The sequence below is a fragment of the Bradyrhizobium lablabi genome (assembly GCF_001440475.1).
Taxonomy (GTDB): Bacteria; Pseudomonadota; Alphaproteobacteria; order Rhizobiales; family Xanthobacteraceae; genus Bradyrhizobium; species Bradyrhizobium lablabi.
In genome coordinates this window covers 32,533-56,791 of record NZ_LLYB01000071.1, presented here as the reverse complement: position 1 = coordinate 56,791, position 24,259 = coordinate 32,533, and the positions used below count along the sequence as shown (strand labels likewise).

Below are 24,259 nucleotides of genomic sequence, written 5' to 3'. Positions count from 1 at the left end.
GAAGTCACGGGCATTTGGCATCTGCCTGCCAGATGCTGCATGTCGCCATCGCACTCACCACGAATCGCCCCCTCCGCATATCGCTCACGTCATTGACGACGCTTCGCATTTTCTCAACCCAAAGAGCAGGTTCAGCTGGCCAAAAGAACCTTCCTTTCAAGGTCCGATCAATTTTGTACGAATAGCATACCGGACCAACTCGGCAGTCGATGAAATATTGAGTTTACGCATTGCCGATGCGCGATGGGTCTCGACCGTCTTCACACTGAGGTTCAAGACCTCGCCCACGGACTTGTTGGTGTGCCCTTCTGCAATTAACTGAACAACGCTCTGTTCTCGCGAAGATAGCAAGATCTCCGATTTGTTTTTTTTGTTTGCCTGATAGTCATGAAGCAACCTCTCCAACACAATACTGGTGAAGTAAGGTCGATGGTCAAGTAGCGCTTCAATAGCTGTAGTAAGGTGGCTCCTCGCATCTGATTTTAGCAAGATCCCCCGCACGCCCGCCAAAAGCACTTCCGTCAGAATCTCCTCGCTTTCATGCATTGTGAGAATGAGCACTTCTGTCTGTAGATGATGCAATCTAATTCGACGGCTGACCTCCAACCCATTCATGACGGGCATCGAGTAATCGACGATTGCGAGATCCGGCTTCATTTTCAAAGCTAACGCAACAGCCTCTCGACCATTGATTGCTTCTCCGCCCACAATCCAGTCGGCGCGCGTTTCGATGATCGCGCGAAGGCCAGAGCGAACGACTTCATGGTCGTCCGCAATCAGGATCTGCTTCACAGTGACGTTCCTGTCCGTTGGAGCCACTGGCCAGGCAATCGACGATAGCGATGCGACTGTAGGATTGACTCATTGTACTGACCGGCTTGCCTGCCGGTAATCGCACAAAACCCTGAAACTCGGTGGATGAGTGTCCGGATCTTCTCGATTGAGCACTTTTCGATACCGCAAAGGCGCCGGCGCTCACCATCTGGTTGGTCCAGCCTCCCCGACCTCCGTGCAAGGGGTCCACGCAATCTCACGAGACGATCCAGTAAACCAGGACTCTACCTCTGGTCGGGACTCGACGTTCGAAGTTGCGCTGATCTTGGCGCGAACTCGCTTTCTCTCAGACGGATGAACCGTGTTCTCATGCCTCCACGAGCTTGCTACGAACCGCGTAGCGAACCAGGCCTGCTGTCGAATTAATGTTAAGCTTGCGCATAGCTGCCGCTCGATGCGTTTCCGTAGTCTTTATGCTGAGATTCAAAATCGCGCTCACACCCTTATTGCTGTACCCTTCTGCAACCAGTCTTACGATCGTCTTCTCTCGAGGCGAGAGCACTTGGTTTGGGTCGCCCTTTCCCGTCACCATACCCTTTAGTTCGCTCACGAACGAGCCCGCATAGAAGGGCTTATGAGTTATCAATGACTCGACGGCCGCCAAGAGCATCTTATTCGCATCCGACTTCAGCAAAAATGCACGGGCACCTGCCCGGAAGGCCTGCAAAGCAAGCACATCTGAGTCATGCATCGTGAAAATGAGTATTTCGGTTTCTTGCTGATGTTCCCTGATGCGCCGTGCAACTTCTATTCCGGTCATAAGGGGCATCGCGTAGTCAACAATGGCAACGTCAGGCTTTTTTTCTAAGGCCCCCGCGACCGCCTCCTTGCCATCGCGTGCCTCAACAACGACTTCCCAGCCGGCGCGCCCTTCCAACACGGCACGTAGTCCGGATCGCACCGTCTCATGATCGTCAGCTATAAGAATCCGTTTCATGATCGAAGAAAGCTCAAATGCCGCATCGCGTCGGGTCTCGACCTTCTATTCGCTCGCAAACTTCCCTGGACTCCACGCTCCTCCAAGATTTCGAGCAGCCGTTTAATGCGGCTCTACGATGGATCCATCGTATCCTAGATGGCTCTGACGCTGTGCCGGCTGCCGCGTTCTCTTGAGCGAGAGGCAGTGCGGTAGATCTGCGCGCAACGTAGTACCTCGCCCCCCTTTCGCTGATGAAGAGCGGATTTCCAGAGTACCGCCCAACTGCCGCAATCTGGCTCTCATTGCCGGAATTCCGACGCCAAATGAAACCGCCTTAGGGCCCGATCTCGCCTGATGGGTTGGCATGCCGCGGCCATTGTCAGCAACCCGAAGCTTGAAATGCGTATCCGTAGCTTCCATCGCGACTTTCACATGGGTCGCTTGGGCATGACGGAAGACGTTCGCGAGGGCTTCCTGAATAACTCTCAGCACAGCGCGCTGCCGCTCGTAGGATAATCTATCAACCTCGGGAGCGATCTGGAGACTGGACTTCAGTGAAGTGCGCGCCGAAAATCCGTCTACGAATTGTTCGATCGTAATCTTCAGGCCATCGGTTAGCAGATTCTGGGGATGCAACAGATAGGTAAAGGCCCGGATCTCCCTCTGCGCCCGGTCGATCGACGCATCGATATCGTCGATGATCCTCTCTGCATGATCATTATCGCCTATTGCGCGCCTCAATCGCATCATGTTCAGGCTGGCGGCGATCAAATGCTGACAAGTCGAGTCGTGTAGGTCGGATGCAATCCGCTGCTGCACCTCTTCCTGAAGCGATAACAGCCGGAGCTCGAGTCCTGCTGCAGCCCGCCTTTTCGCCGTCCCGTCGGCAGCATCGACAGTCACCCGCTCTTCGACCGCCCGGTGGCTACCGACTAGCTTGACAATCTTCCCGCTTTGGGAATCACGGACGGGATTGATCGTCGTATCAAACTCGCGCCGACGTCCACCGAGAGTAAGGCGTTGCCGGTAGCGAACTGACCTTCCCGTAGCCACACATGCATCGCAGGAAGCGCAAATGGACTTTGCGTCCTCTTCGCTCATGCATTCATGAATTGCTCTTTCGCTCGCGATTGAAATTCCGAGCGAGCGTTCGAAAGCCGGATTCATGCTCTCGTAGAAAAACTGTCCGACATCCGAAATCTGCATTCCGAAGAGATATTCCGGAGCATGCATCCAGTGGAGCTTGTGGTACGCTGGTCGGGGACCCATCACGGTCTTGCCCCTGATACTCCCCAGATCGCGCGGCCTATCGAACTAGTCGCTTTCCTTGCGTAACGTTAAGTCCACATCGCGCGCTGGGCTTACTTAAGTAAATACCCTCTGAAAAACACTCGTCAAGCATCTGTTTTCGTATCAGAAAAGGCGACCTTTTTGGCACAATTTGTACATCTCATTTTGCTCGAATTTTTCAGTTCCGCCCCGTCACAATTAAAGATTGAACGCGATTTCAGTTACTTAATGACCACGCCGTAGACAACGCCAAAACGAGATGCCTACTGACTGAAGGCCTCGGCAATCAGCAGGACCGCTCAGTACTTTTGCTGATGGCGGAGGGTCTTCGCCCCGGCCGAAAATACTCACCTGGGTCGATCAGCATTTCATAGGTCTTGCCATGCCTTCACGCTTCGGCAGGACGAAATCGTATCGATTGCTGATGACGGCGCTTGTTGCGATCGCACCGGCGTTGTCGCTCGCGGCTTGTCAGAGAGACACAGAAACCGCAGCTCCGGCAGCCCGCCCAGTTCGAACCGTAACCGTTGAGAAGCGCGAGGGTGGCCAAGCGCTTACATTTACCGGCCGTATCGAAGCCGAGGATGAAGTGAGCGTGGCGTTTCGGATTTCCGGGCGCCTGCTGGAAAAGAGCGGCAAGCTCGGAGAACGGGTGCAAGCCGGGCAAATAATGGCGCGACTTGAACCACAAAACGAGTTGAACACGTACTGACCATTGCGCTGGGTACCGCGGTGCTCGCGCGGTAGAAATGGCGCGCAGAATCGCAGGACGCGAACCTCATTCCGCCAGGAAGGATGATTTGCGCCAGCGAAAAGGCGTCTTGACGCAAACGCTTTTCCCCTTCGAATCGAATGGGCACCCGAAACTAAACCATGGCGACTTTTCCCGTGGGAAGATCATATACTGCACCGACCACGCGGAGCTTCTTGTTGGCCACCATCTCCGCCAGAATCGGGGTTGCCTGTTCCAGTCGCTTCACATTATGGCGTACATTCGCGACAACAGCGCGCTGCTCGAGATCCGGACCGGCTTTTTTCATTTCCTCTTCAATACCCGGTTTCATGGCCCGCACCAGATCCGCGATGTGTCCGGGCAGATCGTTGCCCTTCTGAAGTGCCGCGACGGTGGCATTGACCGCGCCACAACTGCTGTGGCCGAGCACCATGATCAACTTGGTGCCGAGCACCGCAGCGCCAAACTCCAAACTCGCAAGCCCCTCGATCGTTACGAAATTGCCGGCAACGCGAACAACAAACAGATCTCCCGGCCCTTGATCAAAAGCGAGTTCGGGTGCGACCCGAGAATCTGCGCAGCTAAAAATCGCTGCAAAGGGAGCTTGACCAAGTGCTCGGCTCGCGCGTCCGGCAGAGAAATCCCGTTCGCGCGGCTGGTTCGCCACATAGCGCTCGTTGCCCTCGGTCATTAGTTTCAACGCTGCTTCCGGCGTGTCGGCGGCCGACACGGGCTGGGCTTGAGCGACACTTCCGATGAGAGGAGTCGTTGCGAGTGCAGCGCCCCCTAGCAACAACGACCGACGGCTGGGACCTGCTTGCGAGCAAGAATTGCACATAAGATCGCTCCTTCCCTGTTTTCATCAATCCCAATTGCTCTCCCGGTCCCTATTCGCTCCCCGCTTCTGAAACCGCATACTTTACCGTCGCCCACCCATCAGACGCAGCAGCATCATGAAAAGGTTGATGAAGTTGAGGTAGAGCGAAAGCGCGCCCATCACGGCCTTGCGGCCCGCAGAAGTGGCGTCATCGCCGCGGTCGTACATGCCCTTGATCCGCTGCGTATCGTAGGCCGTAAGGCCCGCAAAGACGCCGACACCGATGATGGAAATCATCCAGTCCAGTTCGCTCGATCTCAGGAACAGATTAACGAGGCTCGCGATAATGATGCCGACCAGGCCCATAAACAGGAAAGTTCCGAATCCCGACAGGTTTCGCTGAGTGGTGTAGCCCCAGATGCTGAGCGCACCGAAGGCCGCCGCCGAGATAAAGAACACCCGCGTGATCGAGGATTGCGTGTAGATGTGAAAAATGGTCGACAATGAAGCCCCGACCAGGGCCGCATAGAGGAAAAACAATCCTCGCGCCGCTTCCACTGACAACGTGTTGATCCGTGCGCTGATAAAAAACACCAGCCCCAGCGGGGCCAGTATGAGCACCCACATCAGCGGACTCTGCAGTAGTTCAGGGCCGGTGAACTGGTAGGTGAAAAACGCGACAACGCCGGTGAGGCCAACACCTGCGGCCATGTAGTTGTACACGCGCAGCATGTAGGCGCGCAGGCCGGCGTCTATCGCGATGGCGGCGTCGACGGGAAGGCCAGACGTTCCGGCATTTCGATCGTAATCCGACATGGTCTTGTTCCTCCTGATCCCGACGATCCGCCGGGGCGCTTCCTCACGGAAGCCGATAAGCCCAATCTACCGGTCAATTGGATTTCTGTTGTTGCTGGCGCATCAACTTCAGTCATGAGCAATGCAATTGCGGCATCTGCCCGTCTGTGCCTATCCCACCCTCCAGCATGTTCCAACTCCGCCGATTTGCACCGGAGATGCGAGATTAGCTAGCCGCTCAGCTACTGCGCGATGGCGTCGGCGTTCTTGCCGACGAGAGATTTATCGCAGTCGCAGACCTGCACGCGCGTCTCCACGCCGCACCGGACGATGTTTCCGCGAGCCTGCGCTACTGCCGCACCGCGTGACATCAGATGATCACCCTAGTGGAGACCGGAAATTACCCTGAAAGATAGCTGGCCTTCGGTTTCCCAGCGGTCAATCGGTGTGGGCAGCGGAGCAGACTTACGACTCCTGGCTTGCCGCTGACCCCAAGCCGCGCACGGGGTCAACGAGGCTCCCAGATCGGCGCGTCGGTGAACAGACCGCCCTCGGCAAAGCCGATGCCGTAGATCAGGACGACCCCGAAGCCGAAGCTGACTAGGCCCGATGCCACGCGGAGCCGCCAATTGAATTTCGGCAGATTGACAGCAGTGAACACAAACGGCGCCGACAGGATCAGCGTGATCAGCATCATTCCAACGATAGTCCCGAGCCCGAACAGCAGCAGATACCCGAGCGCGGCCATCGGTTCGCGGATGATAGACAGGATCATCAGGGCGACGGCGGCCGACCCTGCCAGGCCGTGCACGAGGCCGACCACGAAGGGTCGCAGCCAGCCATAGAACGCGATCCGGCCGAGCCCGCTGCGGTCGAGCCGCGCCAGTGGCGTGTGCTCGTCGGCGTGCCCGTGCGCGCCGGGGCCGTGACCATGCGGGTGCCGGTGCAAATAGTCGCCGTGCGCATGGAGATGATCGTGGACGCCGGGCTCCTGTGCGTCGGAAACGCCCACATGCGCGTGGGCCACGCCGCCCGTGCGGCGCATGCCTGCCAGGGTAAGCACGCCGAGCAGGACCAGCATGATGCCGACGGCAAACTCCATCGACATGCCGAGCCGCGGCGGAATGACGACCCCGAACACGATGATTGCCGCGCCGACCGCGATGACCGTTACGGTGTGCCCCACGCCCCAGGCGGCGCCGATCAGCGCCGAGCCCGCCACGCTGCGCTCGCGACTGACGATTGTTGCAATGGCGACCACGTGGTCGGCGTCGGTTGCATGCCGCATTCCGAGGAAGAAGCCGAGAAACAGGAAGGACACGACGTTCAGGGCGACTTCGCTCATTGCGCACATTTCAAGATGGCATCGAAGCCAAGAACTTTTCACGCGGGTCGCTCAAGACGATACGGCCACCAGCAACAGCTGGTCCATCAGGGTGATTCCGATAGAAGACCGGGGGAGAACCCTGATTGACACGCCCCAGTCGTGGTCCACCTAATGTCGAGTAGCTGTCGTTGCGCGGAGATTCTGACGAGGTTCCATGGAGGCGACAGCAATTAGCTCAATCGTGCTCCTGCTTATCCCTGAGTAAAGCAAGCCAGGCAGGACCCGGAGGATTGCATGCAGCTTACTCCGAGAGAGTTCGACAAGCTGCTCGTCTACATGATGGCAGATGTCGCGTTAAAGCGAAGAGCCAAGGGCCTCAAGCTCAATTATCCCGAAGCCGTCGCTGTCATCTCAGCGGTCGCCCTTGATGGCGCGCGCGCTGGGAAAACAATCGAAGACGTAACCAACGAGGCGCGTACCGTCCTGACCAAGGCTGATGTGATGGATGGCGTCGCCGATCTTATTCCGATGGTGCAGATCGAGGCGGTGTTCACCGACGGCAGTCGCCTGGTGACGGTGCACACGCCCGTCCAGTGAGTGCCCTGACAGGAGGCTAAACATGGCTGGACCAAAAATCGGCCCCGCTGTTGCCGGAAATGTCGACCCGGCAACAAAGGACGTGCCGGTCGGCGGTTATGTGTGCAGTTCAGCGGCGGTCACATTCGATGCCGATCGTCCGGTGACGACGCTTAAGGTGCGCAATTCGGGTGACCGCCCGATACAGGTCGGATCGCATTTCCATTTTTTCGAAGTCAATCGTGCGCTGGAATTCGATCGCGCGGCGGCCTTCGGGTTGCGCCTGAACATTCCCTCATCGACGGCAACGCGGTTCGAGCCCGGTGACGAACGCGAGGTTCAGCTCGTTCCCTACGGCGGCAAACGCGCCGTCTATGGCTTCAACAATCTCGTCGATGGTCCTACCGCAGGCAAGGACGCCGCCACGGTCAAATCAAGGGCGGTAGCGCAGGCGGCGCAGCGAGGCTTCCGCTCGAGATAAGGCGTGAGGTCGGGTCGAAAGACAAATGTAGAATGAGGCCACCATGCCTACCATGTCTCGACAAGAATATGTCGGCCTCTTCGGTCCAACGACAGGTGACCGCATCCGCTTGGGCGATACGGGTTTGTTCGTCGAAATAGAGCGCGATTTACGCGGCGGCTACGGCGACGAGCTCGTCTTCGGCGGTGGCAAGAGCATGCGTGAGGGCATGGGCATGGACAATCAGGTGACGCGGGCGGGCGGTGCTCCTGACCTCGTGATCACCAACGTGACCGTGATCGACGCGGTGCTGGGCGTGGTGAAAGCGGATGTGGGGATCAGGGACGGCCGTATCAGTGCGATCGGCAAGGCCGGCAATCCGCAGACGATGGATCGTGTTACGCCTGGCTTGGAGATTGGCCTGACCACCGATGCCATCTCCGGCTCACATCTGATCCTGACGGCCGCCGGGATCGACACACACATTCACTTTATTTCTCCGCAGCAGGCGCAGGCGGCGCTCTCAAACGGCACCACGACATTGATCGGTGGCGGCACCGGTCCCTCGGACGGCTCCTATGCCACAACGGTCACGTCGGGTCCCGGGAACATAAGTATGATGTTGCGCGCGTTCGAAAACTGGCCACTCAACGTCGGCATCCTCGGCAAGGGGCACGGACACGGCAAGGCGGCTCTGGTTGAACAGATCGAGGCGGGTGCGGTCGGCGTGAAATGTCACGAAGACTGGGGCACCACCCCCGCGGTGCTTCGGTCCGCGCTAACCGTCGCAGACGAGACGGACACTCAAGTGTGCATCCATACCGACACGCTGAACGAATCCGGCTTCGTCGACGATTCGATCGAAGCGTTTGAGGGTCGGACGGTCCACTCGTTTCATACCGAAGGATCCGGCGGCGGCCACGCGCCTGATATCATCAAGATCGCGGGCCTTCCCAACGTCTTGCCATCCTCGACCAATCCCACGCTCCCCTACGGCATCAATTCGCAGGCGGAGCTCTATGACATGATCATGGTGTGCCACCACCTCAGCCCCGACATCCCGTCGGATGTTGCATTTACTGAGAGTCGCATCCGCGCTGAGACCATCGCCGCGGAAAACGTCCTTCAGGACCTCGGCGTAATCTCGATGTTCTCCAGCGATTCGCAGGCCATGGGACGCATCGGGGAATGCTGGCTGCGTTGCATCCAGACCGCCGATGCGATGAAGACCGGCCGCGGCAAACTGCCGGAGGACGCGCCGGGCAACGACAATTTCCGGGTGCTGCGCTACGTGGCAAAGATCACCATCAACCCGGCGATCACCCACGGTATTGCCGACGTGCTGGGCTCGGTCGAGGTCGGCAAGATCGCCGACCTCGTCCTCTGGGAGCCGGCCTTCTTTGGCGCCAAGCCCAAGATCGTCATCAAGAACGGCTTTATCAGCTGGGCGGTAATGGGCGATCCAAACGCGTCGCTGCCGACGCCGCAGCCCACCTACTATCGGCCCATGTTCGGCGCCTATGGCGATGCGTTGGCGGCCAACTGCATCACGTTCGTCTCCGGCGTCGCTCATGCTGCCGGAATCAAGGAGCGGCTGGCGCTTCGCCGCCAGGTGATGCCGGTGCGAAATGTGCGCAAGATCGGCAAGCGCGATATGGTCAGAAATGCCGGGACGCCGAAAATTGAAGTCAGTCCGGAAACATTCGCCGTAACAGTCGACGGCAAGCACGCGACAGTGCAGCCCCTGACGACAGTCTCGCTAAATCAGAAGTATTTCTTCAGTTAAGGCGCTCGCCATGATTCTCATCAAATCCGTTCTGGGCAACATCGGCGATGGGGAATGGGCCAAGCGCTTGTCTGCCGCGAACACGGACTTGCTGGAGATCGACCAGTGGGAGGCGCAGAAGAGCCGCTTCCGCAAGACGACCGCAAAGGGCGTGGAGATCGCAGTCTCAATGGACCGCAACACCCATATCCGCGATGGAGACGTGCTGCTCTGGGATGCCCAAGCGCGCACGGCGCTGGTCGCGAGGATCGAGCTGCGTGACGTGATGGTCGTGCATCTCGACGAGATAGCGCACCTTGCGCCCGAAGTGGCAATGCGCACATGCGTTGAACTGGGCCATGCAATGGGTAATCAGCATTGGCCGGCTTTGGTCAAGGGCCGCCTCGTCTACGTCCCGCTCACGGTCGATCGCAAGGTGATGACGTCGGTCATGAACACGCACCGTTTTGAAGGAATCCGCTACGAATTCGTAGCCGGCCGAGAGGTCGTTCCCTACCTCGCTCCGCATGAATCACGTCGGCTTTTCGGTGGCGCGGAGGGGCCGGTGCATTCACACACGCATGAGAGCTATGCCGGTGTCGAGGCCGAGACGGGACGCGTGTACGGACATCCACCGACGCACGTCCACGCCCATCCGGGAGCCACCGCTCAGGGACAAACATCGCCGGCAACGGTCGGTTCTGCGCATGATCATCGAGAATGATGGCGTCGAGGCATCGAGCAGCACTGCATTTCTCTCGCGGATGCTGCAGTTTGGTGACTCGATGTTTCCCATTGGCGCATTCGCGTTTTCCTCCGGCCTGGAATCCGCCATTCAGGAGGGTGTCGTCACCGACGCGGCGACGCTTCGAGCGTTCGCGCGCACCGCGCTGGAGCAAGCGGCGCGCGGTGACGGCATCGCGCTGATCGCCGCGCATCGCGCGGCGACTTCGGGAGACGTCGATATCCTTATCCGGATCGATGCGCAGGCATACGCGCGCAAGCTTTCAGACGAAGCGCGGACGATGTCGGTGCGCATGGGCAAGAAGTTCACGGAGATGGGTGTGGAGGTGGTGGGCGCGCCGCTGCTTCGCACCTGGCGTGAATGCATTGAAAGGTCCGTTACCCCCGGTTGCTACCCGATAGCCCTGGCCATCAATTTTGCCGTACAGGATCTGCCCGCCAGCCAGGCGTTTCTCGTGCACCAGTACGGCGTTTCGACAACGATCCTCGGTGCGGCCTTGCGGTTGATGAAAGTCAGCCACATCGAGACGCAGAAGATTCTCTACGAGCTGACCGGACAAGCGGCAGGGATGTACGAGACCGCCGCGACGGCGCGGTTGTCGGACATGGCAGGTTTTGCGCCGTTGACGGACGTTCTGGCCGCCGTCCATGCCAGGGCGCATGTGCGCCTGTTCATGAGCTGACGTTGAAGGGAGCTTCGGATGTCGAAGAATATCACGCGTATCGGCATCGGCGGACCGGTCGGGTCAGGTAAGACCGCGATCGTGGAAGCCATTACACCGCGTTTGCTCGACCTCGGCATCAAGGTGCTTATCATCACCAATGACGTGGTGACGACCGAAGACGCCAAGCACGTTCAGCGTACCCTCAAGGGTGTTCTGCTCCAGGAACGCATTCTCGGAGTGGAGACAGGCGCCTGTCCTCATACCGCGGTCCGCGAAGACCCAAGCATGAACCTCGCTGCGGTCGAGGATATGGAACGGCGCTTCCCGGATAGCGATGTCGTGCTGATCGAAAGCGGAGGCGATAATCTGACGCTGACCTTCTCGCCGGCGCTGGTGGACTACTTCATTTACGTGATCGACGTCGCCGCGGGCGATAAGATCCCTCGCAAGAACGGACCCGGGATCACGTATTCCGACATCCTGGTGATCAACAAGACGGATCTTGCCCCCCACGTCGGGGCCAGCCTTGAGGTGATGAAACAGGACTCAGCGATAATGCGCGGTAGCAAGCCGTTCCTGTTCACGAACTGCAAGACGGGGGAAGGCATTCCAGAACTGGTCGCGCTGATCGAGCGGGAGTTCCTGTTCGATGTCAACCCGCGTGCACGGCGTTCAGCATGATACCGGCACCCTTCCCTCCCTGGGCGCGCGCTGAAGCGCTCGGCGCATCGATGCCGGAATTCGCCTCGTTCCAGGATGAGCCGCCGCAGATGAGCAGCGGCACTGTGGGCAAGACCGGCTTCCTCCGCCTGGGTTTCGAACACCGCTCTGGCAAAACGATCCTGGCAAACCTGGAACGCCGCGTTCCCTACATGGTGCAGCGCGCGTTGCATTGCGACGAACAAATGCCAGATTTGGCCTGCGTATTTCTAATCACCACCACGGGCTGCCTGCTGCAGGGAGACAGGCTAGCTCTCGACATAACCCTAGGTCCACGTGCGCAGGCGCACCTCACGTCGCAATCGGCAACCAAGATTCATGCAATGGACGCCAACTATGCGGCGCAAAGCCAAACTATTTCGCTTGCCGATGACGCATACTTGGAGTTTCTTCCCGAGCCAGTAATCCCGCACCGGCACTCACGGTTCATCAGCGATACACAAATCTGCGTCGCTCCGTCCGCCACATTGCTCCTTTCAGAAATTATTCAACCAGGCCGAAAGCACCATCATCTGGACGAGTGCTTCGGAGCAACCGTGCTGTCGATATCAACAGCAGCGGCGCGGTCCGATGGTCGTGCCCTGTTCGCAGAGAAACTGGTGATCGAGCCACGGCGATATGTGATGCGGCAGACTGGTGTGATGGACTCCTTCGACGTGTTCGCCAACGTGATCCTGTGCGCTCCCAAAGACAAGGCCGAACGCATCCACGCCCGCGCAGGGGCCGATGTGAATTTTGCGGAAGGCCTGGCGTTCGGCGCCTGTCGTCTGCCCAACGATGCCGGCGTGATCTTCAAAGTGCTGGGCCACGAAACCGCGCAGGTGAAGGCCAAGGTTCGCGAGTTCTGGGAAATCGTTCGTCAGGAGATCATCGGCGCCGCGTTACCTCCGCGCTATCTATGGCGCTAGCCGAGAGCGGGTGACGACACCTCAGAGGAGGCAGCAATGGAACAGGTCCTGGCAAAGTGGGAAAGCCTCGCCGCATCGTCAGGCGCATTGCGGTTCTTGGACATCAATTTGCGCAGCGTGGGGCAAGTCATGTTTCAAAACAACCCGCTAAGCGGGATTCTCTTCCTCGCAGCGATCGCCTGGGGGTCATATGCAGCTGGCGTTCCCCGGGTGGCAGTTGCGGGCGTCCTCGCGGTCGTCGCGGCAAACCTCACCGCGCAGTTGCTCCACGCCGATACCGAGTCGCTCCATGCCGGACTCTACGGCTTCAACGGCATCCTCGTCGGCCTTGCGCTGGCGACGTTTCTGGCGCCCGGACCGCTGCTTTGGGTGTATGTGATACTGGGGGCGGCCGTATCGGTCGTCGTGATGCTGGCGACGACCAACGTCGTAAAGCCTTGGGGTGGCGCTCTCACATTTCCGTTCGTGCTCACAACGTGGCTTCTCTTGTTGGCCACGTATGGATTCTCCGGCCTCGCGGGAGCAGCACTGCCGACGGGCAACGTTGTGACCGCGTTCCAACCCTACAAGGGAAGCCCGCTCCAGCTGATTGACCTTGTTCAGGGCGTGTTCCTGAGCATTTCGCAGGTCTTCCTGAAAGCCAGCAGCATCGCGGCGCTGCTCCTGCTTGCGGGGCTCGCCGTGAGCTCGCGCGCAGCCGCCGCCTTCGCTCTCGGAGGCGCGATATTGGCTGTGCTGACGGCCCATCTCTTCGGCGCCGAGAGTGACCTGATCACCGGCGGTCTCCTCGGATTCAGCCCGGTACTGACGGCAATCGCACTCGGTACCGTCTTCTATCAGCCGAGTTGGCGCGTCGTGGCCTACACGGTCCTCGCCACGGTGTTCACGGTAATCGTCCAGTCAGCCATGAACGTTGCGCTGACACCGTTCGCGATTCCGGCTCTGACGGCTCCTTTCGTGCTTGTGACGTGGCTGTTCCTGTTGCCGCGGCAACGCCTGGAGGAGGTACCTGCTGTCAGTATCGAGAAGCCTGCCGCCCAGCTACGGGCCAATGAAGCGAAGGAGACTTAGCCATGCCTTTCCCCTCTTTCCGGAGGCAGTGCTGGCCGCCTATCGCGTCGGCGACTCAATGATGAATCAGCTGACACCAATCAACTCTACTTCGCCCTCCTGGTCGGGATCGCCTGGAAATACAAGCCGGATGCGGGCGTCGGCACGGTAGTGGCGCTGATGCTCCCCTACTTCGTTTGGATGCAGGTGCTCTGGATGGTGATGTTCGCGGTTTGGTTCGCCCTCGCACTGCCGTGGGGCCTGCGAGTAACTTAATCATCAACCTCGATTTGCAGGAGGAAGCGAACCATGGGACTCATTGGGATATTGCTCGGTCTCGCCCTGCTCATGTGGCTCGCGTACCGGGGTTGGAGCATTCTGATGGTCGCTCCGCCGGCGGCGATCATCGTGGCCGTGTTCTCGGGAGAACCGCTCCTCGCCCACTGGACGCAAACTTTCATGTCGGGAGCGGCGCGTTTTGTGGCGCAATGGTTCCCCCTGTTTCTGCTCGGCGGATTGTTCGGCAAGCTCATGGGCGACAGCGGCTCGGTCAGCGCCATCGCGCAGTATTTGACCAAGAAGTTAGGTGCCAGCCACACGATGCTCGCGGTGGTGGCGGCCTCGGCGATCGTGACCTATGGCGGTGTGAGCGTGTTCGTGGCGTTTTTCGTGCTGGCCCCGCTGGCTCACGAGATGTTCCGGGCCACGAATCTGCCGCCCCGGTTGATACCGGCGGCTGTCGGCCTCGGTGCATTCACCTTCACCATGTCGGTGATGCCGGGAACCCCCTCGGTCAATAACGCGATTCCGATGCCGTACTTCGGCACCACCACCTTTGCGGCCCCCGGGTTGAGTCTCATCGCGTCGGCCATCATCTTTGTCTTCGGCATGTGGTGGCTTCGCCGTGCTGAGGCGGCCGCGCGCAAGGCTGGCGAAGGTTACGCTGGCGAGGCGGGAATCGCTCCTGTCGTCAACGAGATGGTCCGCGAGCAGGCGGCACCGGCGGGCGACTTCGACCCGGCCGAGTTACCACATGGCAAGCGGGCCGAGAGCGGGCCGCCCTTCGTCCTGGCCATCCTGCCCATCGTCGTCGTTATCGTCACCAATTTCCTGATGGCGCTCGTCGTATTCCCGCGGCTCGATTTTTCGTTCCTGTCCGAGCCCCGCTGGGGCGGTATCACGATCGGGGCCGTGTCCGGCGTCTGGTCAGTTTTGGTGGCCCTCGCGTTGGCAAACTTGACTGTCATTCTCATCAACTTTCGACGCTTGCCATCCGTGCGCGAAACTCTCGACGCGGGTGCGAATTCTGCCGCCTTGCCGATGCTGATGATCGCCAGTCTTGTCGGCTTCGGCGCGGTCGTTGCTGCAGTGCCAGCGTTTGCGCTGGTTCGCGATGCGGTATTCTCGGTTCAGGGAGGACCGCTGGTCTCATTGGCTCTCTCCATGAATGTGCTGGCGGGGCTGACCGGTACTGCTTCCGGCGGCATGGCAATTGTGCTCAATGCGTTTGGCGCCGACTTTATGCGTCTTGCTACTGAGCATCACATCGATCCCGAGTTGATGCATCGCATAACAACGATGAGCGCCGGTACGCTGGACGCGCTTCCCCACAACGGCACGGTGTTGCTGTTGCTGCAAACCAGCGGTCTTACTCACCGTGAGAGCTATCTCGACATGGTGATGACCGTGATCGTCAGTTGCATCATCGCACTTGTTGCTGTCCTGATACTGGGTTCGGTGTTCGGGTCATTTTGACGAGAGGTGACATTCGGATCTGAAGCAACGCACGGAGGCAAGCATGAAAATCCGACTTCTATGCAAGCGCCCTGATTATCGGCGCGTTGACGGCAGTTGCAGTGCCTCAAAATCTGTCGGTGGCCCAATCAAATGACCAAAGGGTGTCTGTGCCAAAGAGTGCAACGCCGAATACGAATATGACCCCGCGCAAGCATCGCCACTGGCGTCATCACGGCGGAAGACATCCGCACTTTGGTAGCCGGCGACTTCGTGCCCACCAGTCGCCGCCGACCAAATGAGCCGCCTGCCGGTTCATTGCCGGCCAATCCCACGGCTGCAGCAGCCGATGAGATGTTCTTTCCCCTGGCTTCGTGGTGTCGGGCTCGGTGCACGCACGGCGTTTGCAGCCCCCATAGCGATCCTCTCTTCAACAGGCGGCGGAATCGCGCTCTTCCAAATGAAGCAACCAAAAGGGCGATTAGACGAGTAATATCAANTGGCTGGGGCGGGAGGGATCGAACCTCCGAATGGCGGAATCAAAATCCGCTGCCTTACCGCTTGGCTACGCCCCAACACGCCGGGCTGGAACAGGCGGATCGACCGCCCGATCCGTGTCCGGCCCCGCCGGTCTATAGAGGGAGCCACGCCATTTCAACAGGCCGTGGGGGCGAATTTCACGCCAAAATCGGCTCCACTGATCCGACCCTTTATAAAGGGTCACCACTCCGGGTCTCCCGGGCCGGTTTCGTGCCGCCAGCGCGGCCGAATACCGCCCGGCGGAGAGTTGAGAGAACCCAAATTTCGTGGGAAGACGGCGGCAGTACATTGGCCAAAAAAGCGAGATTTTCGTCATGACCTACCGCGCGCCGATCTCCGACATTCTGCTCGCGCTCAACCACGGCGCCGGGCTGCAGGCGGCTGTGAAGGCCGGCCATTACGGCGATTTCGACGGCGACATTACCGCCGCCGTGCTGGAAGAAGCCGGCAAATTCGCCGGCGACGTGCTGGCGCCGCTGAACCGCGTCGGCGACGAACACGGCATCAAGCTGGCGGACAACAAGGTGACCACCGCCCCCGGCTGGCCGGATGCCTATCAGCGCTGGACGGCTGCCGGGTGGAACGCGGTGTCGGGACCGGAAGCATTTGGCGGCCAGGGCCTGCCGCTGGCGATCAACGCCGCCTGCACCGAAATCTGGAGTGCCTCGAACATTGCCTTCGGCCTCTGCCCGCTGCTCACGCTCTCGGCGATCGAGGCGCTGGACGCCCATGGCAGCGAGGAGCTCAAGCGAATCTATCTGGAGAAGCTCGTCTCCGGCGAATGGACCGGCACCATGCAGCTCACCGAACCGCAGGCCGGCTCCGACGTCGGCGCATTGCGGACGCGCGCCGAGCCGGTCGGCGACGGCACCTATCGCATCAAAGGGACAAAAATCTTCATCACCTATGGCGATCACGACATGACCGATAACATCGTGCATTTCGTGCTGGCGCGCCTGCCCGATGCCCCCGCGGGCACCAAGGGGATTTCGCTGTTTCTGATTCCGAAATTCCTCGTCAATGCCGACGGCTCGCTCGGCGCGCGCAACGACATCTATCCTAGCGGCGTCGAGCACAAGCTCGGCATGCACGCCTCCCCCACCTGCACCATGACCATGGGCGATCAGGGCGGCGCGATCGGCTACCTCATCGGCGAAGAAAACAAGGGCATGCTCTGCATGTTCACGATGATGAACCAGGCCCGCCTCGGCGTCGGCCTCGAAGGCGTCGGGATTGCCGACCGCGCCTATCAGCAGGCGCTCACCTTCGCGCAGGAGCGCAAGCAGGGCCGTGCCGTCGGCAGACAAGGCGACGGGCTCGATCCGATCATCGTGCATCCCGACGTCAAGCGCATGCTGCTGCAGATGCGCAGCATGACGGCTGCGGCGCGCTCGATCTGCTATGCCACCGCCGTCGCGCTCGACATTGCCACGCGCGCCAAGGACGCAAAGGTCCGCGCCGACGCTGCCGCCCGCGGCGCGCTGCTGACGCCGATTGCAAAAGCGTTCTCCACCGACATCGGCAACGAGGTGACGTATCTCGGCGTGCAGATCCATGGCGGCATGGGCTTCATCGAGGAAACCGGCGCGGCACAGCACTACCGCGACGCGCGCATCACCTCGATCTACGAGGGCACCAACGGCATCCAGTCGATCGACCTCGTCACACGCAAGCTCGCGGCCAATGGCGGCGCCTCGGTGTGGGCGCTGCTCGATGAACTCGGCGGCATCGTCAAGCAGGTCGAAACCTCGAACGATCCCGCCTTCGGCACCACGGGCGCAAAACTGCGCGACGCACTTGGCTCGCTCGAACGCGCCAGCAAATGGCTGCTGGAGCGCGTCGCCTCCGCGCCGAACGACGCACTCGCCGGCGCGACGCCCTACCTGCGCCTGTTCGGCTCAACGGTTGGCGGCTGCATGCTGGCCGGCGAAGCGCTCGCCGCCAAGAGCAATGGCGAGGCCGGCGATCCGCAGCGCTACGTCACGGTGGCGCGGTTCTTCGCCGAGAACATCACCGTGCAGGCAAGCTCGCTAGAGAAGACGGTGACGGACTCAGCCGATGCGGTGAACGGCGCGGACGCGGTGTTGCTGGGCTGACAATTCGCAAGGTGGGTTAGCGAAACGTAACCGGCCTCCACAGGTGCTATTCGACGAACCAAGGCGGATTTGCGCTGCGTTATCCGCCGTATGGCCCTGCGATCGTCGTTCCTCTGTTGGGTAGCGTGCACAAGTCCCAAAAATACACAACAAGTTCCATGCCGTTTCGCGTTGTAGCGAAGCAACACCGTTGAAAAAACAGATGATCCCGTAGTCTCCGGCCGTTGCGCATTCATTTCGCAATCCGAAGAATGAGCCAATCGCGTGCTTGTGCAATCAGGCTCATGCGGAGCCTTGGAGGCCGGACGATGGACCCATGGCGATTGGCGACGAAAGCGCAGCGTCGAATCAACCTTCTCACGGGCGTGGCCCTCTCGAGCTGGGTTCTCGTCTGGCTTGCCAGCCCCGGTGCAACTCCCATCGAAAGGGTCAGCGCTTCTGTCAAGAATGCCGGCGCTTCGATCGAGAGCGCCGAGGCGGCTTCAACCGCGGAACGCAAGGAACTGTCACGCGTCGCAAGCGCCGAGCCCGTGGTTACGCCGCCCGTCGTCACGCCACCGGTGATCGCGCTGGCAAGCGCCGCCATCGATACCATCCAGGTGCCGCTCCCTGCGGCGACCGTGATCGGGAAAGCGCCTGAAGCGGCGAAAGCGCCGGACATCACGAAAGCGCCCGACACGGTTGTCCCGGAAGAGCCGAAACCTTTTGTCGTGGCCTCGCTGACCGATCCGGCGGAGGTGCTCGCACCAGAGATGCCTGCCGCCAACGTGGCCGCGGCGAGCGCGACCGCTTCGATGCCCGACACTGTCCTGCCGGCTGTCAGCACCATCGAAATCAACGAGGAGTGTCTCGTCGCGGAGATCTGCATCGATCGCTATCTCTGGGCGCTCTACGAGCGCGCGCCCAAGATCGACGCGATCAAGGTGTATGAGCAGCGGAAGGTGACGATCAAGCGGAAGGGAAAGACGAGAACCGTCACCAGGACCTTCACCAAGCGCGTCGACGAGGATTTTACCTGGAAGGACCCGAAGGCGGCCGACAGAGCCGGCATGACAATGATCGACTACGTGATCGGCGGCATGGACAAGAGCTTCAAGCTGAAACTCTTTCATACGCTGCACGCGGCCGAGCAGGCAGGGCTGTCGCCCGGCATCACCAGCGCGTTCCGCGACGACTACCGTCAGGGGATCGCCAGCGGCCTGAAGGCCGCGAGCAATCGGTCCTACCATGGCGGAAGTTTGCGTGGCGGTTATGGCCGCGGGCTTGCCGCTGACATCGTCAGCGTCAAGGGCGCGACACGGGCGCAGCGTTGGGTCTCCACCGACAAGCTCTGGAAGTGGATCGACGAAAACGGCAAGACGTACGGCATCGGGCGGCCGTATCTCGACCGGGATCCGCCGCATGTCGGACCGATCGACGGCAAGGAGTATGCCTCCCGCCGTGGCGGAGCGAAGACGCAGGAAGCGCAAGCGAGCATCAAGAAGCGCGAGCGCGTGACTGCGCGCGACAATCACCGCACGGCAAAGCGCACGAAAACAGCCAACGCCAAAACGGCAAGATTGTCGAAAGGCAGGACCATGTAGCCGGTCCACCGCTTGCCCTTCCCGCCCACGCGGGAAGACGCAAGCCGCAGCTATCGGGGTGAGTTAAAGCGCGAAGCCCGCATGAGCGACAGCGACATGCGGTAGCGAATGAAACTGTTCCCCGGCTCCACTACTCATTGCCGTCGCGAACTGGACGCCGCGACTGTCAGGGCGATTGCCGCCGGATCGCAGCACAGCACCATCAACAATATCAGCCACCGCACCGCGGCTTCGGGCGCCGCGCCGACCATCATGGCGAGATACTGGATCGGACCGGTGGACGCTTCGATGCGCGAGCGTTCGCCGGCCAGCGCCGCGCGCTGTGCCTGCAGGTCGACCAGCGTAGCCGTTGCCGCCTGCCGCTGCGCATCCAGCCCGTCCCGCGTCGCCCGCTCCTGGCTGACGATGTTGAGGGCCCGCGTCACCCGGCCGCGCCGTGTCGATTCATCGACGGCACGGTCGATCTGCGCGATACGGCCGGCGAGATCGGCAACGGCGGCCGTTTGCGCCACCACGCGGGCGTCAAGCGATTCAATGCGCTCGGTGACGCCTGACCGCGCGGTGGCCGCGACACTGACATGCGCCTCGACCAGCTTGCCGAACACACCGGCGGCGTTGATCAGCGCAAGGCCGGCGACGAGTGCGACCATGACCGAACGCATTTTCCAGCTGGTTTGGCGCCAATGCGCGGCCAGCCACCCGGCGATCACGAGCTTGCCGGCCTCCATCGTGGCGGCGAGCACCATGACCGCGACCGGATCGCCGGGAAATATTTCGGCCATGCCCGCGACCGAAAAATAGGCAGCCACCGTCGCCAGCGCGAGAGCGGCGGCAATGGCAAAGACACGGCTGGTGCGTTCCTGCCTTGGTGGGGCGGAAACGACGGAAACGACCTCAGGCATAGCAGGCGCGGCGGCAACCGTCGGCGGCTCAAGCGGCGCGTTCGGCACCTCCGGCTCGACGTTGGCTTCGGTCGCTTCCGTGGCTGCTGCCGTTGCTGCTGCCTTGGCCTTGGTCGCCCTGGTGGTTTTGCTGCGACCGGCCGCCGGGGAGGAGCGGCTGCGTTTCTTTGCCGCCTGGGGCGCCTCCCCAGATGATTCATTGTTGAGGGCTTCTGCGGGTGTTGTCACCAATCTAGGGGCACGATTTGAGGCATTGGCCCAGGCATCAAGCTGATGCCTGATGCGCATGGCGTCGCTGTCGCCCTCCGTCGGTTCGGCGGCGGAAATCGCTCGCGTGGTTGCACGGCCTGTCATGTGGCCCCCCGCCTCGAAACGGCGATCGTCAGCTTTTCCTCGGCGAAGAACTGAAGTGCGCCATAGCCTTCCGTGTCGACGGCATATCTAAAGCTTCCATCAACGGTCGGAAACACGGCGACAACCGCGCCCGACTCATGATCGTTGGCAACGTTTTCGACTTGCTCGCCGATCGCAAACTTCGACATCGAAAACCCCTCTTCGGATTCGTTGATGCGATTATACCCGCACCCGCAGGCCATCGCTGCCCAACGATTCGCCTTCCGGAATTTCGGGCGATGGTTGTTGCACGAATGTCTCATCCGGGCCCCGCGCGGAACCGCCCTGCACGTAGAGCGCGAGATAGATATGGCGCGTTGTCGGGATTGAGTCCGAAATGCGCTTCAGTGCTGACGTCGGCCGCCTAACTGAATTTGCAGCTTCGCGCTCATACTCTTTCGCTGGCGTGCTCAGCGAATTGCATCGACGCCGCTCGCGGGACCGCGACGGGTATCGCTTCCGCCTTCGCTCTTTGAGCTACGGCGGACAAGTCGCTCCACCGATCCTGCGAGGAGCGATTTCTGCCCTTGGCACAATTCAGGCCAAAGCATCCGGAACTGTTGCCGCGTGACGACAGTCACAGCCGTTCCGGCGCGTTGACCGTAGTTCTACGCTTTGCGAATCGTTCACGCGCGGATTCTACTGTCGTCGCAAGTTGTATTCTGCAGGCGTTGTTGCCGCCGTCCGCGCCAAAAGGCCCGGCTTGCACCGTATTTTTACAGGTCAGTGCGTCCACGGAATATCGGGCAGGACACGCGTGCATCGAGGGTGGCATGAACCCTGCATGAGTTGAACACAGGATATTCTCTTTTCAACGAAGGTCACCATGCTCGTCACCCTCATCGCTGTTCTCTGCAACAGCCAGCTCTGCCTCGAAAAGGTCGTCACCACCAGTGAGCAGTCCGGCATCACCATGGGTGCCTGCGCCGTCAACGCACAAATCGGAATCGCCGACTGGCTCGCCAAGGGCCCGTATCACGCCTGGCGATTGCAAAGCTACAAATGCGTGCTCGGCAAGTACACGCCGAAAAACGAGGCGTGAGGCTATCAACGCAGCTTCGTAGGGTGGGTTAGGCGAAGCCGTAACCCACCACACGGCTAATCCGCCGTACGACCTGCTCGTTTAATCGAGCTGGGAGCATCCTTGCTCAGCACTTGAAGATTTTTTCGCCGTTGTTGCCCGTTATTTTGATCAAATCACTGACGATACCCACAACGACTCTGCCGTTGCCCATTATCGAAAACTCGATCCCGGCAGGCTCTTCATGCTCTTCGTACTCGAATACGACCCGACCACCCGGCGCCAAAATTTCCAGATCTGCCCAAGGTTCTATGCCGAGGTTGACCGATTGATCCGATAAATTTTCGACAAGGAATTTACGCATTTTGGCTCCTCGGTTGATGGTGGTCACTTCTTCAGATGCGTTAGAAACGAAATCGCGGTGACGGGCGCATCACACCCATCCCGGTGGTGATTGTCCGCAGGATGGGTGGCGCGCAGCGATGCCCATCAGCTGCGGCGTGGACCAATGATGGGTTTTGCTTCGCGCTATCCCTCCTGCGAAACTTGCTGCGCACTCATTCAGACGCCGAGCCACGTCAATCCGCCGGGAAGATCGCCGACAGCGAAGTCGACTTGCAGGACTCTGCGACTGACGGGATAGCGCGCAGCTTCCGAACTGTGAAGGATCGGCGTCGAATAGAGCCAGACGTCTCCGGCATCGGCGAGACAGACGGCAGTCCCGCACCTTTGAACGACGGACTTGATCTCGCTTTCGGAAATTTGTCCGAGCCGATGCGACCCCGGCACGATCAGAAGCGGCGCGTTGGTTTCCGGCACCCGGTCGAGGTGGACACGCAGCGTCACCATGCCAGCCAGGACATCGAACGGCGGAGCCACGTGAAGCAGACCGCTCTTGACGGTCCAGGGACCAAAGCCCTCGACTTCGACACGCCGCGTCACCGCAATGGTTCGATCCTGATGCCAGGGCAGCGCCCAGTTTGTCGAAGCGATCTTGTCGAAAAGGATTGCCCTGACCGGCCGGCACGCATCGCCCAGCGTCGAGGCCGCTATTTGTCCAATCGCCCCCGATGAGGCAAGCAGCGGGCGAAGTGCGGAAATCCCATGAAGCCGGATTCCCGCTTGATCCGGCGGCAGTTCGGCAACGATGTCGTCAAGCTCCGGCAAGTCCGACGCGCCGAGCACGGCAGTCTTGCGCAAGGCGCCGTCCCGCTCAAAAATCAACGCGTCATGTTTGGCAAGTCCAAGGCTCATGGATACTCCAGCGCGTAGGATGGGTGGAGCGCAGCGAAACCCATCAAACACGGTGTGCGGCAAGACGATGGGTTTCGCTGCGCTCTACCCATCCTACGGATTCACTCGATCGGCTTCAGCCCCGCCTCGATCGCCGCCCTTCGCGGCTCCAGGAATGGCGGCAGCGCCAGCTTTTCGCCGAGCGTTTCCATCGGCTCATCCGTCGCGAAACCCGGACCATCCGTTGCGATCTCGAACAGGATGCCGTTAGGTTCGCGGAAATAGAGGCTGCGGAAATAGAAGCGGTCGATCTCGCCGCTGTTGGGGATGCGCAAGTCCGTCAGGCGTTTCGTCCAGGCGTGATACTGCGCCTCGTCGGGGGTGCGGAACGCGACGTGGTGCACGCCGCCGGCGCCCTGGCGCGCGATCGGCGAGGCCTTGTCCTCGAGGACGTGCAACTCGGCGGCGGGGTTGCTCTCTCCCCTTGCCTCGCCCATCTCGAACACGTGAATCTGTGCACCGTGGGCGGCATATTCCCGCGCGCGGCGCATGTTCATGACCTCGGTCAGCACGAAGGCGGTGCGCGACAGCTCATGCACGGTCAGCACGATCGGACCGAGCCCGCGGATCTGATGCTCCGCCGGCACCGGGCTCTTCTCCCACGGCGAGGCGGCGCCCTTCCCGCCATCGTCGATCAGCACCAGCCGCTGCCCCTCGCCGTCCTCGAACGGCAGCGTCAGGCGGCCGTCGACTTCGACGATGTCGCGGGTCTCCACGCCGGCCTTCCTGAGGCGATCCCGCCAGTAGCCGAGGGTCTTCTCGCCGGCAACGCGCAGGCCGGTGCGCGAGATCGAATTGGTTCCACGCCGTTCGGGGGCTGCGGGAAAATCGAAGAAGGTGAGATCGGTGCCGGGATTGGCTTTGCCGTCGGCATAGAACAGGTGGTAGGCGCTGACGTCGTCCTGGTTGACGGTCTTCTTGACCAGCCGCATGCCAAGCAGGCCGGTGTAAAAGGCCAAATTCTCCCGCGGCTTCGCCGAGATCGCGGTCAGATGATGAATTCCGCCTAGCTGCATTGCATTAACCTCGTAGTCACACCCCCGGGAAAATTGCACGGAGTAGTTGGGCCCCTTGCCGGATCATGTAGGATATGG

24 protein-coding genes, 1 tRNA gene and 1 pseudogene are annotated in these 24,259 nt (G+C 60.5%); 14 read left to right on the top strand and 12 right to left on the bottom strand.

Annotated features, from left to right (window positions below):
- Positions 1-156: 156 nt before the first annotated feature.
- The 3 genes from CQ14_RS17765 to CQ14_RS17755 form a co-directional block, all read right to left on the bottom strand.
- On the bottom strand, positions 157-792 hold the full coding sequence (locus tag CQ14_RS17765; protein ID WP_057859144.1) for a response regulator transcription factor: 636 nt from the start codon (positions 790-792) through the stop codon (positions 157-159).
- Positions 793-1,141: 349 nt separating this feature from the next.
- A complete protein-coding gene (locus tag CQ14_RS17760; RefSeq protein WP_057859143.1) occupies positions 1,142-1,771 on the bottom strand; it encodes a response regulator in 630 nt (209 codons plus the stop codon).
- A 102-nt stretch (positions 1,772-1,873) separates the two neighbouring features.
- The gene (locus tag CQ14_RS17755; RefSeq protein WP_057859142.1) at positions 1,874-2,959 is read right to left on the bottom strand and encodes a PAS domain-containing sensor histidine kinase; all 1,086 of its coding nucleotides are present in this window, start codon (positions 2,957-2,959) and stop codon (positions 1,874-1,876) included.
- Between the two features lie 508 nt (positions 2,960-3,467).
- Between CQ14_RS17755 and CQ14_RS17750 the strand changes: the two genes are divergently transcribed.
- Positions 3,468-3,755 (top strand): efflux RND transporter periplasmic adaptor subunit, encoded by a 288-nt coding sequence (locus CQ14_RS17750; protein WP_057859141.1) that lies wholly within the window; start codon positions 3,468-3,470, stop codon positions 3,753-3,755.
- Between the two features lie 154 nt (positions 3,756-3,909).
- Here CQ14_RS17750 and CQ14_RS17745 read toward each other — a convergent pair whose 3' ends face one another.
- The 3 genes from CQ14_RS17745 to CQ14_RS17735 all read right to left on the bottom strand — a co-directional run bounded on the left by CQ14_RS17745 (position 3,910) and on the right by CQ14_RS17735 (position 6,733).
- Positions 3,910-4,614, bottom strand: a complete 705-nt coding sequence (locus CQ14_RS17745; RefSeq protein ID WP_057859140.1) for a carbonic anhydrase — start codon at positions 4,612-4,614, stop codon at positions 3,910-3,912.
- 81 nt (positions 4,615-4,695) lie between these two features.
- Entirely contained in the window at positions 4,696-5,409 is a 714-nt protein-coding gene (locus CQ14_RS17740; RefSeq protein WP_057859139.1) for a Bax inhibitor-1/YccA family protein, read from the bottom strand.
- Positions 5,410-5,896: 487 nt separating this feature from the next.
- On the bottom strand, positions 5,897-6,733 hold the full coding sequence (locus tag CQ14_RS17735) for a high-affinity nickel-transport family protein (protein WP_057859138.1): 837 nt from the start codon (positions 6,731-6,733) through the stop codon (positions 5,897-5,899).
- Positions 6,734-7,009: 276 nt separating this feature from the next.
- Between CQ14_RS17735 and CQ14_RS17730 the strand changes: the two genes are divergently transcribed.
- The 10 genes and pseudogenes from CQ14_RS17730 to CQ14_RS17690 all read left to right on the top strand — a co-directional run bounded on the left by CQ14_RS17730 (position 7,010) and on the right by CQ14_RS17690 (position 15,358).
- Complete coding sequence (locus CQ14_RS17730) at positions 7,010-7,312, top strand: urease subunit gamma (RefSeq protein WP_057859137.1); 303 nt, start codon at positions 7,010-7,012, stop codon at positions 7,310-7,312.
- Between the two features lie 22 nt (positions 7,313-7,334).
- Positions 7,335-7,772, top strand: coding sequence for an urease subunit beta (locus CQ14_RS17725; protein WP_057859136.1), 438 nt, complete (start codon positions 7,335-7,337; stop codon positions 7,770-7,772).
- A 43-nt stretch (positions 7,773-7,815) separates the two neighbouring features.
- Complete coding sequence (locus CQ14_RS17720; RefSeq protein ID WP_057859135.1) at positions 7,816-9,537, top strand: urease subunit alpha; 1,722 nt, start codon at positions 7,816-7,818, stop codon at positions 9,535-9,537.
- Between the two features lie 10 nt (positions 9,538-9,547).
- A complete protein-coding gene (locus CQ14_RS17715) occupies positions 9,548-10,240 on the top strand; it encodes an urease accessory protein UreE (protein WP_082649921.1) in 693 nt (230 codons plus the stop codon).
- Positions 10,224-10,943, top strand: a complete 720-nt coding sequence (locus CQ14_RS17710) for an urease accessory protein UreF (RefSeq protein ID WP_057859134.1) — start codon at positions 10,224-10,226, stop codon at positions 10,941-10,943. The genes CQ14_RS17715 and CQ14_RS17710 overlap by 17 nt, the downstream gene beginning before the upstream one ends.
- Positions 10,944-10,961: 18 nt before the next feature.
- Positions 10,962-11,606 (top strand): urease accessory protein UreG, encoded by a 645-nt coding sequence (gene ureG / locus CQ14_RS17705; RefSeq protein WP_057859133.1) that lies wholly within the window; start codon positions 10,962-10,964, stop codon positions 11,604-11,606.
- Positions 11,603-12,553: an urease accessory protein UreD gene (locus CQ14_RS17700; RefSeq protein WP_057859132.1), complete on the top strand. Its 951-nt coding sequence runs from the start codon at positions 11,603-11,605 to the stop codon at positions 12,551-12,553. The genes ureG and CQ14_RS17700 overlap by 4 nt, the downstream gene beginning before the upstream one ends.
- 36 nt (positions 12,554-12,589) lie before the next feature.
- Complete coding sequence (gene yut, locus CQ14_RS17695) at positions 12,590-13,624, top strand: urea transporter (RefSeq protein ID WP_057859131.1); 1,035 nt, start codon at positions 12,590-12,592, stop codon at positions 13,622-13,624.
- A gap of 19 nt (positions 13,625-13,643) precedes the next feature.
- A pseudogene (locus tag CQ14_RS42330) lies at positions 13,644-13,879 on the top strand (AbgT family transporter); the annotation flags it as partial.
- Between the two features lie 33 nt (positions 13,880-13,912).
- On the top strand, positions 13,913-15,358 hold the full coding sequence (locus tag CQ14_RS17690) for a GntP family permease (RefSeq protein ID WP_057859130.1): 1,446 nt from the start codon (positions 13,913-13,915) through the stop codon (positions 15,356-15,358).
- A gap of 479 nt (positions 15,359-15,837) precedes the next feature.
- On the opposite strand, the gene CQ14_RS17685 is transcribed toward CQ14_RS17690, so the two are convergent.
- Positions 15,838-15,912, bottom strand: a tRNA-Gln gene (locus tag CQ14_RS17685).
- Between the two features lie 279 nt (positions 15,913-16,191).
- Here CQ14_RS17685 and CQ14_RS17680 point away from each other — a divergent pair.
- On the top strand, positions 16,192-17,973 hold the full coding sequence (locus CQ14_RS17680; protein ID WP_057859129.1) for an acyl-CoA dehydrogenase family protein: 1,782 nt from the start codon (positions 16,192-16,194) through the stop codon (positions 17,971-17,973).
- A 308-nt stretch (positions 17,974-18,281) separates the two neighbouring features.
- Positions 18,282-19,556 carry a M15 family metallopeptidase domain-containing protein gene (locus CQ14_RS46400; RefSeq protein WP_082649918.1) on the top strand — a complete coding sequence of 425 codons (1,275 nt, stop codon included), beginning with the start codon at positions 18,282-18,284 and terminating at the stop codon, positions 19,554-19,556.
- A 134-nt stretch (positions 19,557-19,690) separates the two neighbouring features.
- Here CQ14_RS46400 and CQ14_RS17670 read toward each other — a convergent pair whose 3' ends face one another.
- Positions 19,691-20,812, bottom strand: coding sequence for a hypothetical protein (locus CQ14_RS17670; RefSeq protein WP_057859128.1), 1,122 nt, complete (start codon positions 20,810-20,812; stop codon positions 19,691-19,693).
- Positions 20,809-21,000, bottom strand: a complete 192-nt coding sequence (locus tag CQ14_RS17665; RefSeq protein ID WP_156435115.1) for a hypothetical protein — start codon at positions 20,998-21,000, stop codon at positions 20,809-20,811. Before CQ14_RS17665 ends, CQ14_RS17670 begins: the two co-directional genes overlap by 4 nt.
- Before the next feature lie 677 nt (positions 21,001-21,677).
- Between CQ14_RS17665 and CQ14_RS17660 the strand changes: the two genes are divergently transcribed.
- Positions 21,678-21,893, top strand: coding sequence for a hypothetical protein (locus CQ14_RS17660; RefSeq protein WP_057859126.1), 216 nt, complete (start codon positions 21,678-21,680; stop codon positions 21,891-21,893).
- Between the two features lie 106 nt (positions 21,894-21,999).
- Here the strand turns inward: CQ14_RS17660 and CQ14_RS17655 are convergent, their stop codons facing one another.
- The 3 genes from CQ14_RS17655 to CQ14_RS17645 form a co-directional block, all read right to left on the bottom strand.
- Positions 22,000-22,236 carry a hypothetical protein gene (locus tag CQ14_RS17655; RefSeq protein ID WP_057859125.1) on the bottom strand — a complete coding sequence of 79 codons (237 nt, stop codon included), beginning with the start codon at positions 22,234-22,236 and terminating at the stop codon, positions 22,000-22,002.
- A gap of 197 nt (positions 22,237-22,433) precedes the next feature.
- Entirely contained in the window at positions 22,434-23,126 is a 693-nt protein-coding gene (locus CQ14_RS17650; protein ID WP_057859124.1) for a phytanoyl-CoA dioxygenase family protein, read from the bottom strand.
- A gap of 101 nt (positions 23,127-23,227) precedes the next feature.
- Entirely contained in the window at positions 23,228-24,181 is a 954-nt protein-coding gene (locus tag CQ14_RS17645) for a ring-cleaving dioxygenase (RefSeq protein WP_057859123.1), read from the bottom strand.
- Between the last annotated feature and the right edge of the window lie 78 nt (positions 24,182-24,259).

Coding starts and splice junctions, on each gene's coding strand:
- CQ14_RS17655 (WP_057859125.1), bottom strand. CDS start 22,236: ATGCGTAAATTCCTTGTCGAAAATTTATCGGATCAATCGGTCAACCTC.
- ureG (WP_057859133.1), top strand. CDS start 10,962: ATGTCGAAGAATATCACGCGTATCGGCATCGGCGGACCGGTCGGGTCA.
- CQ14_RS17670 (WP_057859128.1), bottom strand. CDS start 20,812: ATGACAGGCCGTGCAACCACGCGAGCGATTTCCGCCGCCGAACCGACG.
- CQ14_RS17730 (WP_057859137.1), top strand. CDS start 7,010: ATGCAGCTTACTCCGAGAGAGTTCGACAAGCTGCTCGTCTACATGATG.
- CQ14_RS46400 (WP_082649918.1), top strand. CDS start 18,282: ATGGACCCATGGCGATTGGCGACGAAAGCGCAGCGTCGAATCAACCTT.
- CQ14_RS17645 (WP_057859123.1), bottom strand. CDS start 24,181: ATGCAGCTAGGCGGAATTCATCATCTGACCGCGATCTCGGCGAAGCCG.
- yut (WP_057859131.1), top strand. CDS start 12,590: ATGGAACAGGTCCTGGCAAAGTGGGAAAGCCTCGCCGCATCGTCAGGC.
- CQ14_RS17715 (WP_082649921.1), top strand. CDS start 9,548: ATGATTCTCATCAAATCCGTTCTGGGCAACATCGGCGATGGGGAATGG.
- CQ14_RS17710 (WP_057859134.1), top strand. CDS start 10,224: ATGATCATCGAGAATGATGGCGTCGAGGCATCGAGCAGCACTGCATTT.
- CQ14_RS17725 (WP_057859136.1), top strand. CDS start 7,335: ATGGCTGGACCAAAAATCGGCCCCGCTGTTGCCGGAAATGTCGACCCG.
- CQ14_RS17690 (WP_057859130.1), top strand. CDS start 13,913: ATGGGACTCATTGGGATATTGCTCGGTCTCGCCCTGCTCATGTGGCTC.
- CQ14_RS17660 (WP_057859126.1), top strand. CDS start 21,678: ATGCTCGTCACCCTCATCGCTGTTCTCTGCAACAGCCAGCTCTGCCTC.
- CQ14_RS17750 (WP_057859141.1), top strand. CDS start 3,468: ATGACGGCGCTTGTTGCGATCGCACCGGCGTTGTCGCTCGCGGCTTGT.
- CQ14_RS17735 (WP_057859138.1), bottom strand. CDS start 6,733: ATGAGCGAAGTCGCCCTGAACGTCGTGTCCTTCCTGTTTCTCGGCTTC.
- CQ14_RS17700 (WP_057859132.1), top strand. CDS start 11,603: ATGATACCGGCACCCTTCCCTCCCTGGGCGCGCGCTGAAGCGCTCGGC.
- CQ14_RS17650 (WP_057859124.1), bottom strand. CDS start 23,126: ATGAGCCTTGGACTTGCCAAACATGACGCGTTGATTTTTGAGCGGGAC.
- CQ14_RS17665 (WP_156435115.1), bottom strand. CDS start 21,000: ATGTCGAAGTTTGCGATCGGCGAGCAAGTCGAAAACGTTGCCAACGAT.
- CQ14_RS17720 (WP_057859135.1), top strand. CDS start 7,816: ATGCCTACCATGTCTCGACAAGAATATGTCGGCCTCTTCGGTCCAACG.
- CQ14_RS17760 (WP_057859143.1), bottom strand. CDS start 1,771: ATGAAACGGATTCTTATAGCTGACGATCATGAGACGGTGCGATCCGGA.
- CQ14_RS17680 (WP_057859129.1), top strand. CDS start 16,192: ATGACCTACCGCGCGCCGATCTCCGACATTCTGCTCGCGCTCAACCAC.
- CQ14_RS17740 (WP_057859139.1), bottom strand. CDS start 5,409: ATGTCGGATTACGATCGAAATGCCGGAACGTCTGGCCTTCCCGTCGAC.
- CQ14_RS17755 (WP_057859142.1), bottom strand. CDS start 2,959: ATGCAGATTTCGGATGTCGGACAGTTTTTCTACGAGAGCATGAATCCG.
- CQ14_RS17745 (WP_057859140.1), bottom strand. CDS start 4,614: ATGTGCAATTCTTGCTCGCAAGCAGGTCCCAGCCGTCGGTCGTTGTTG.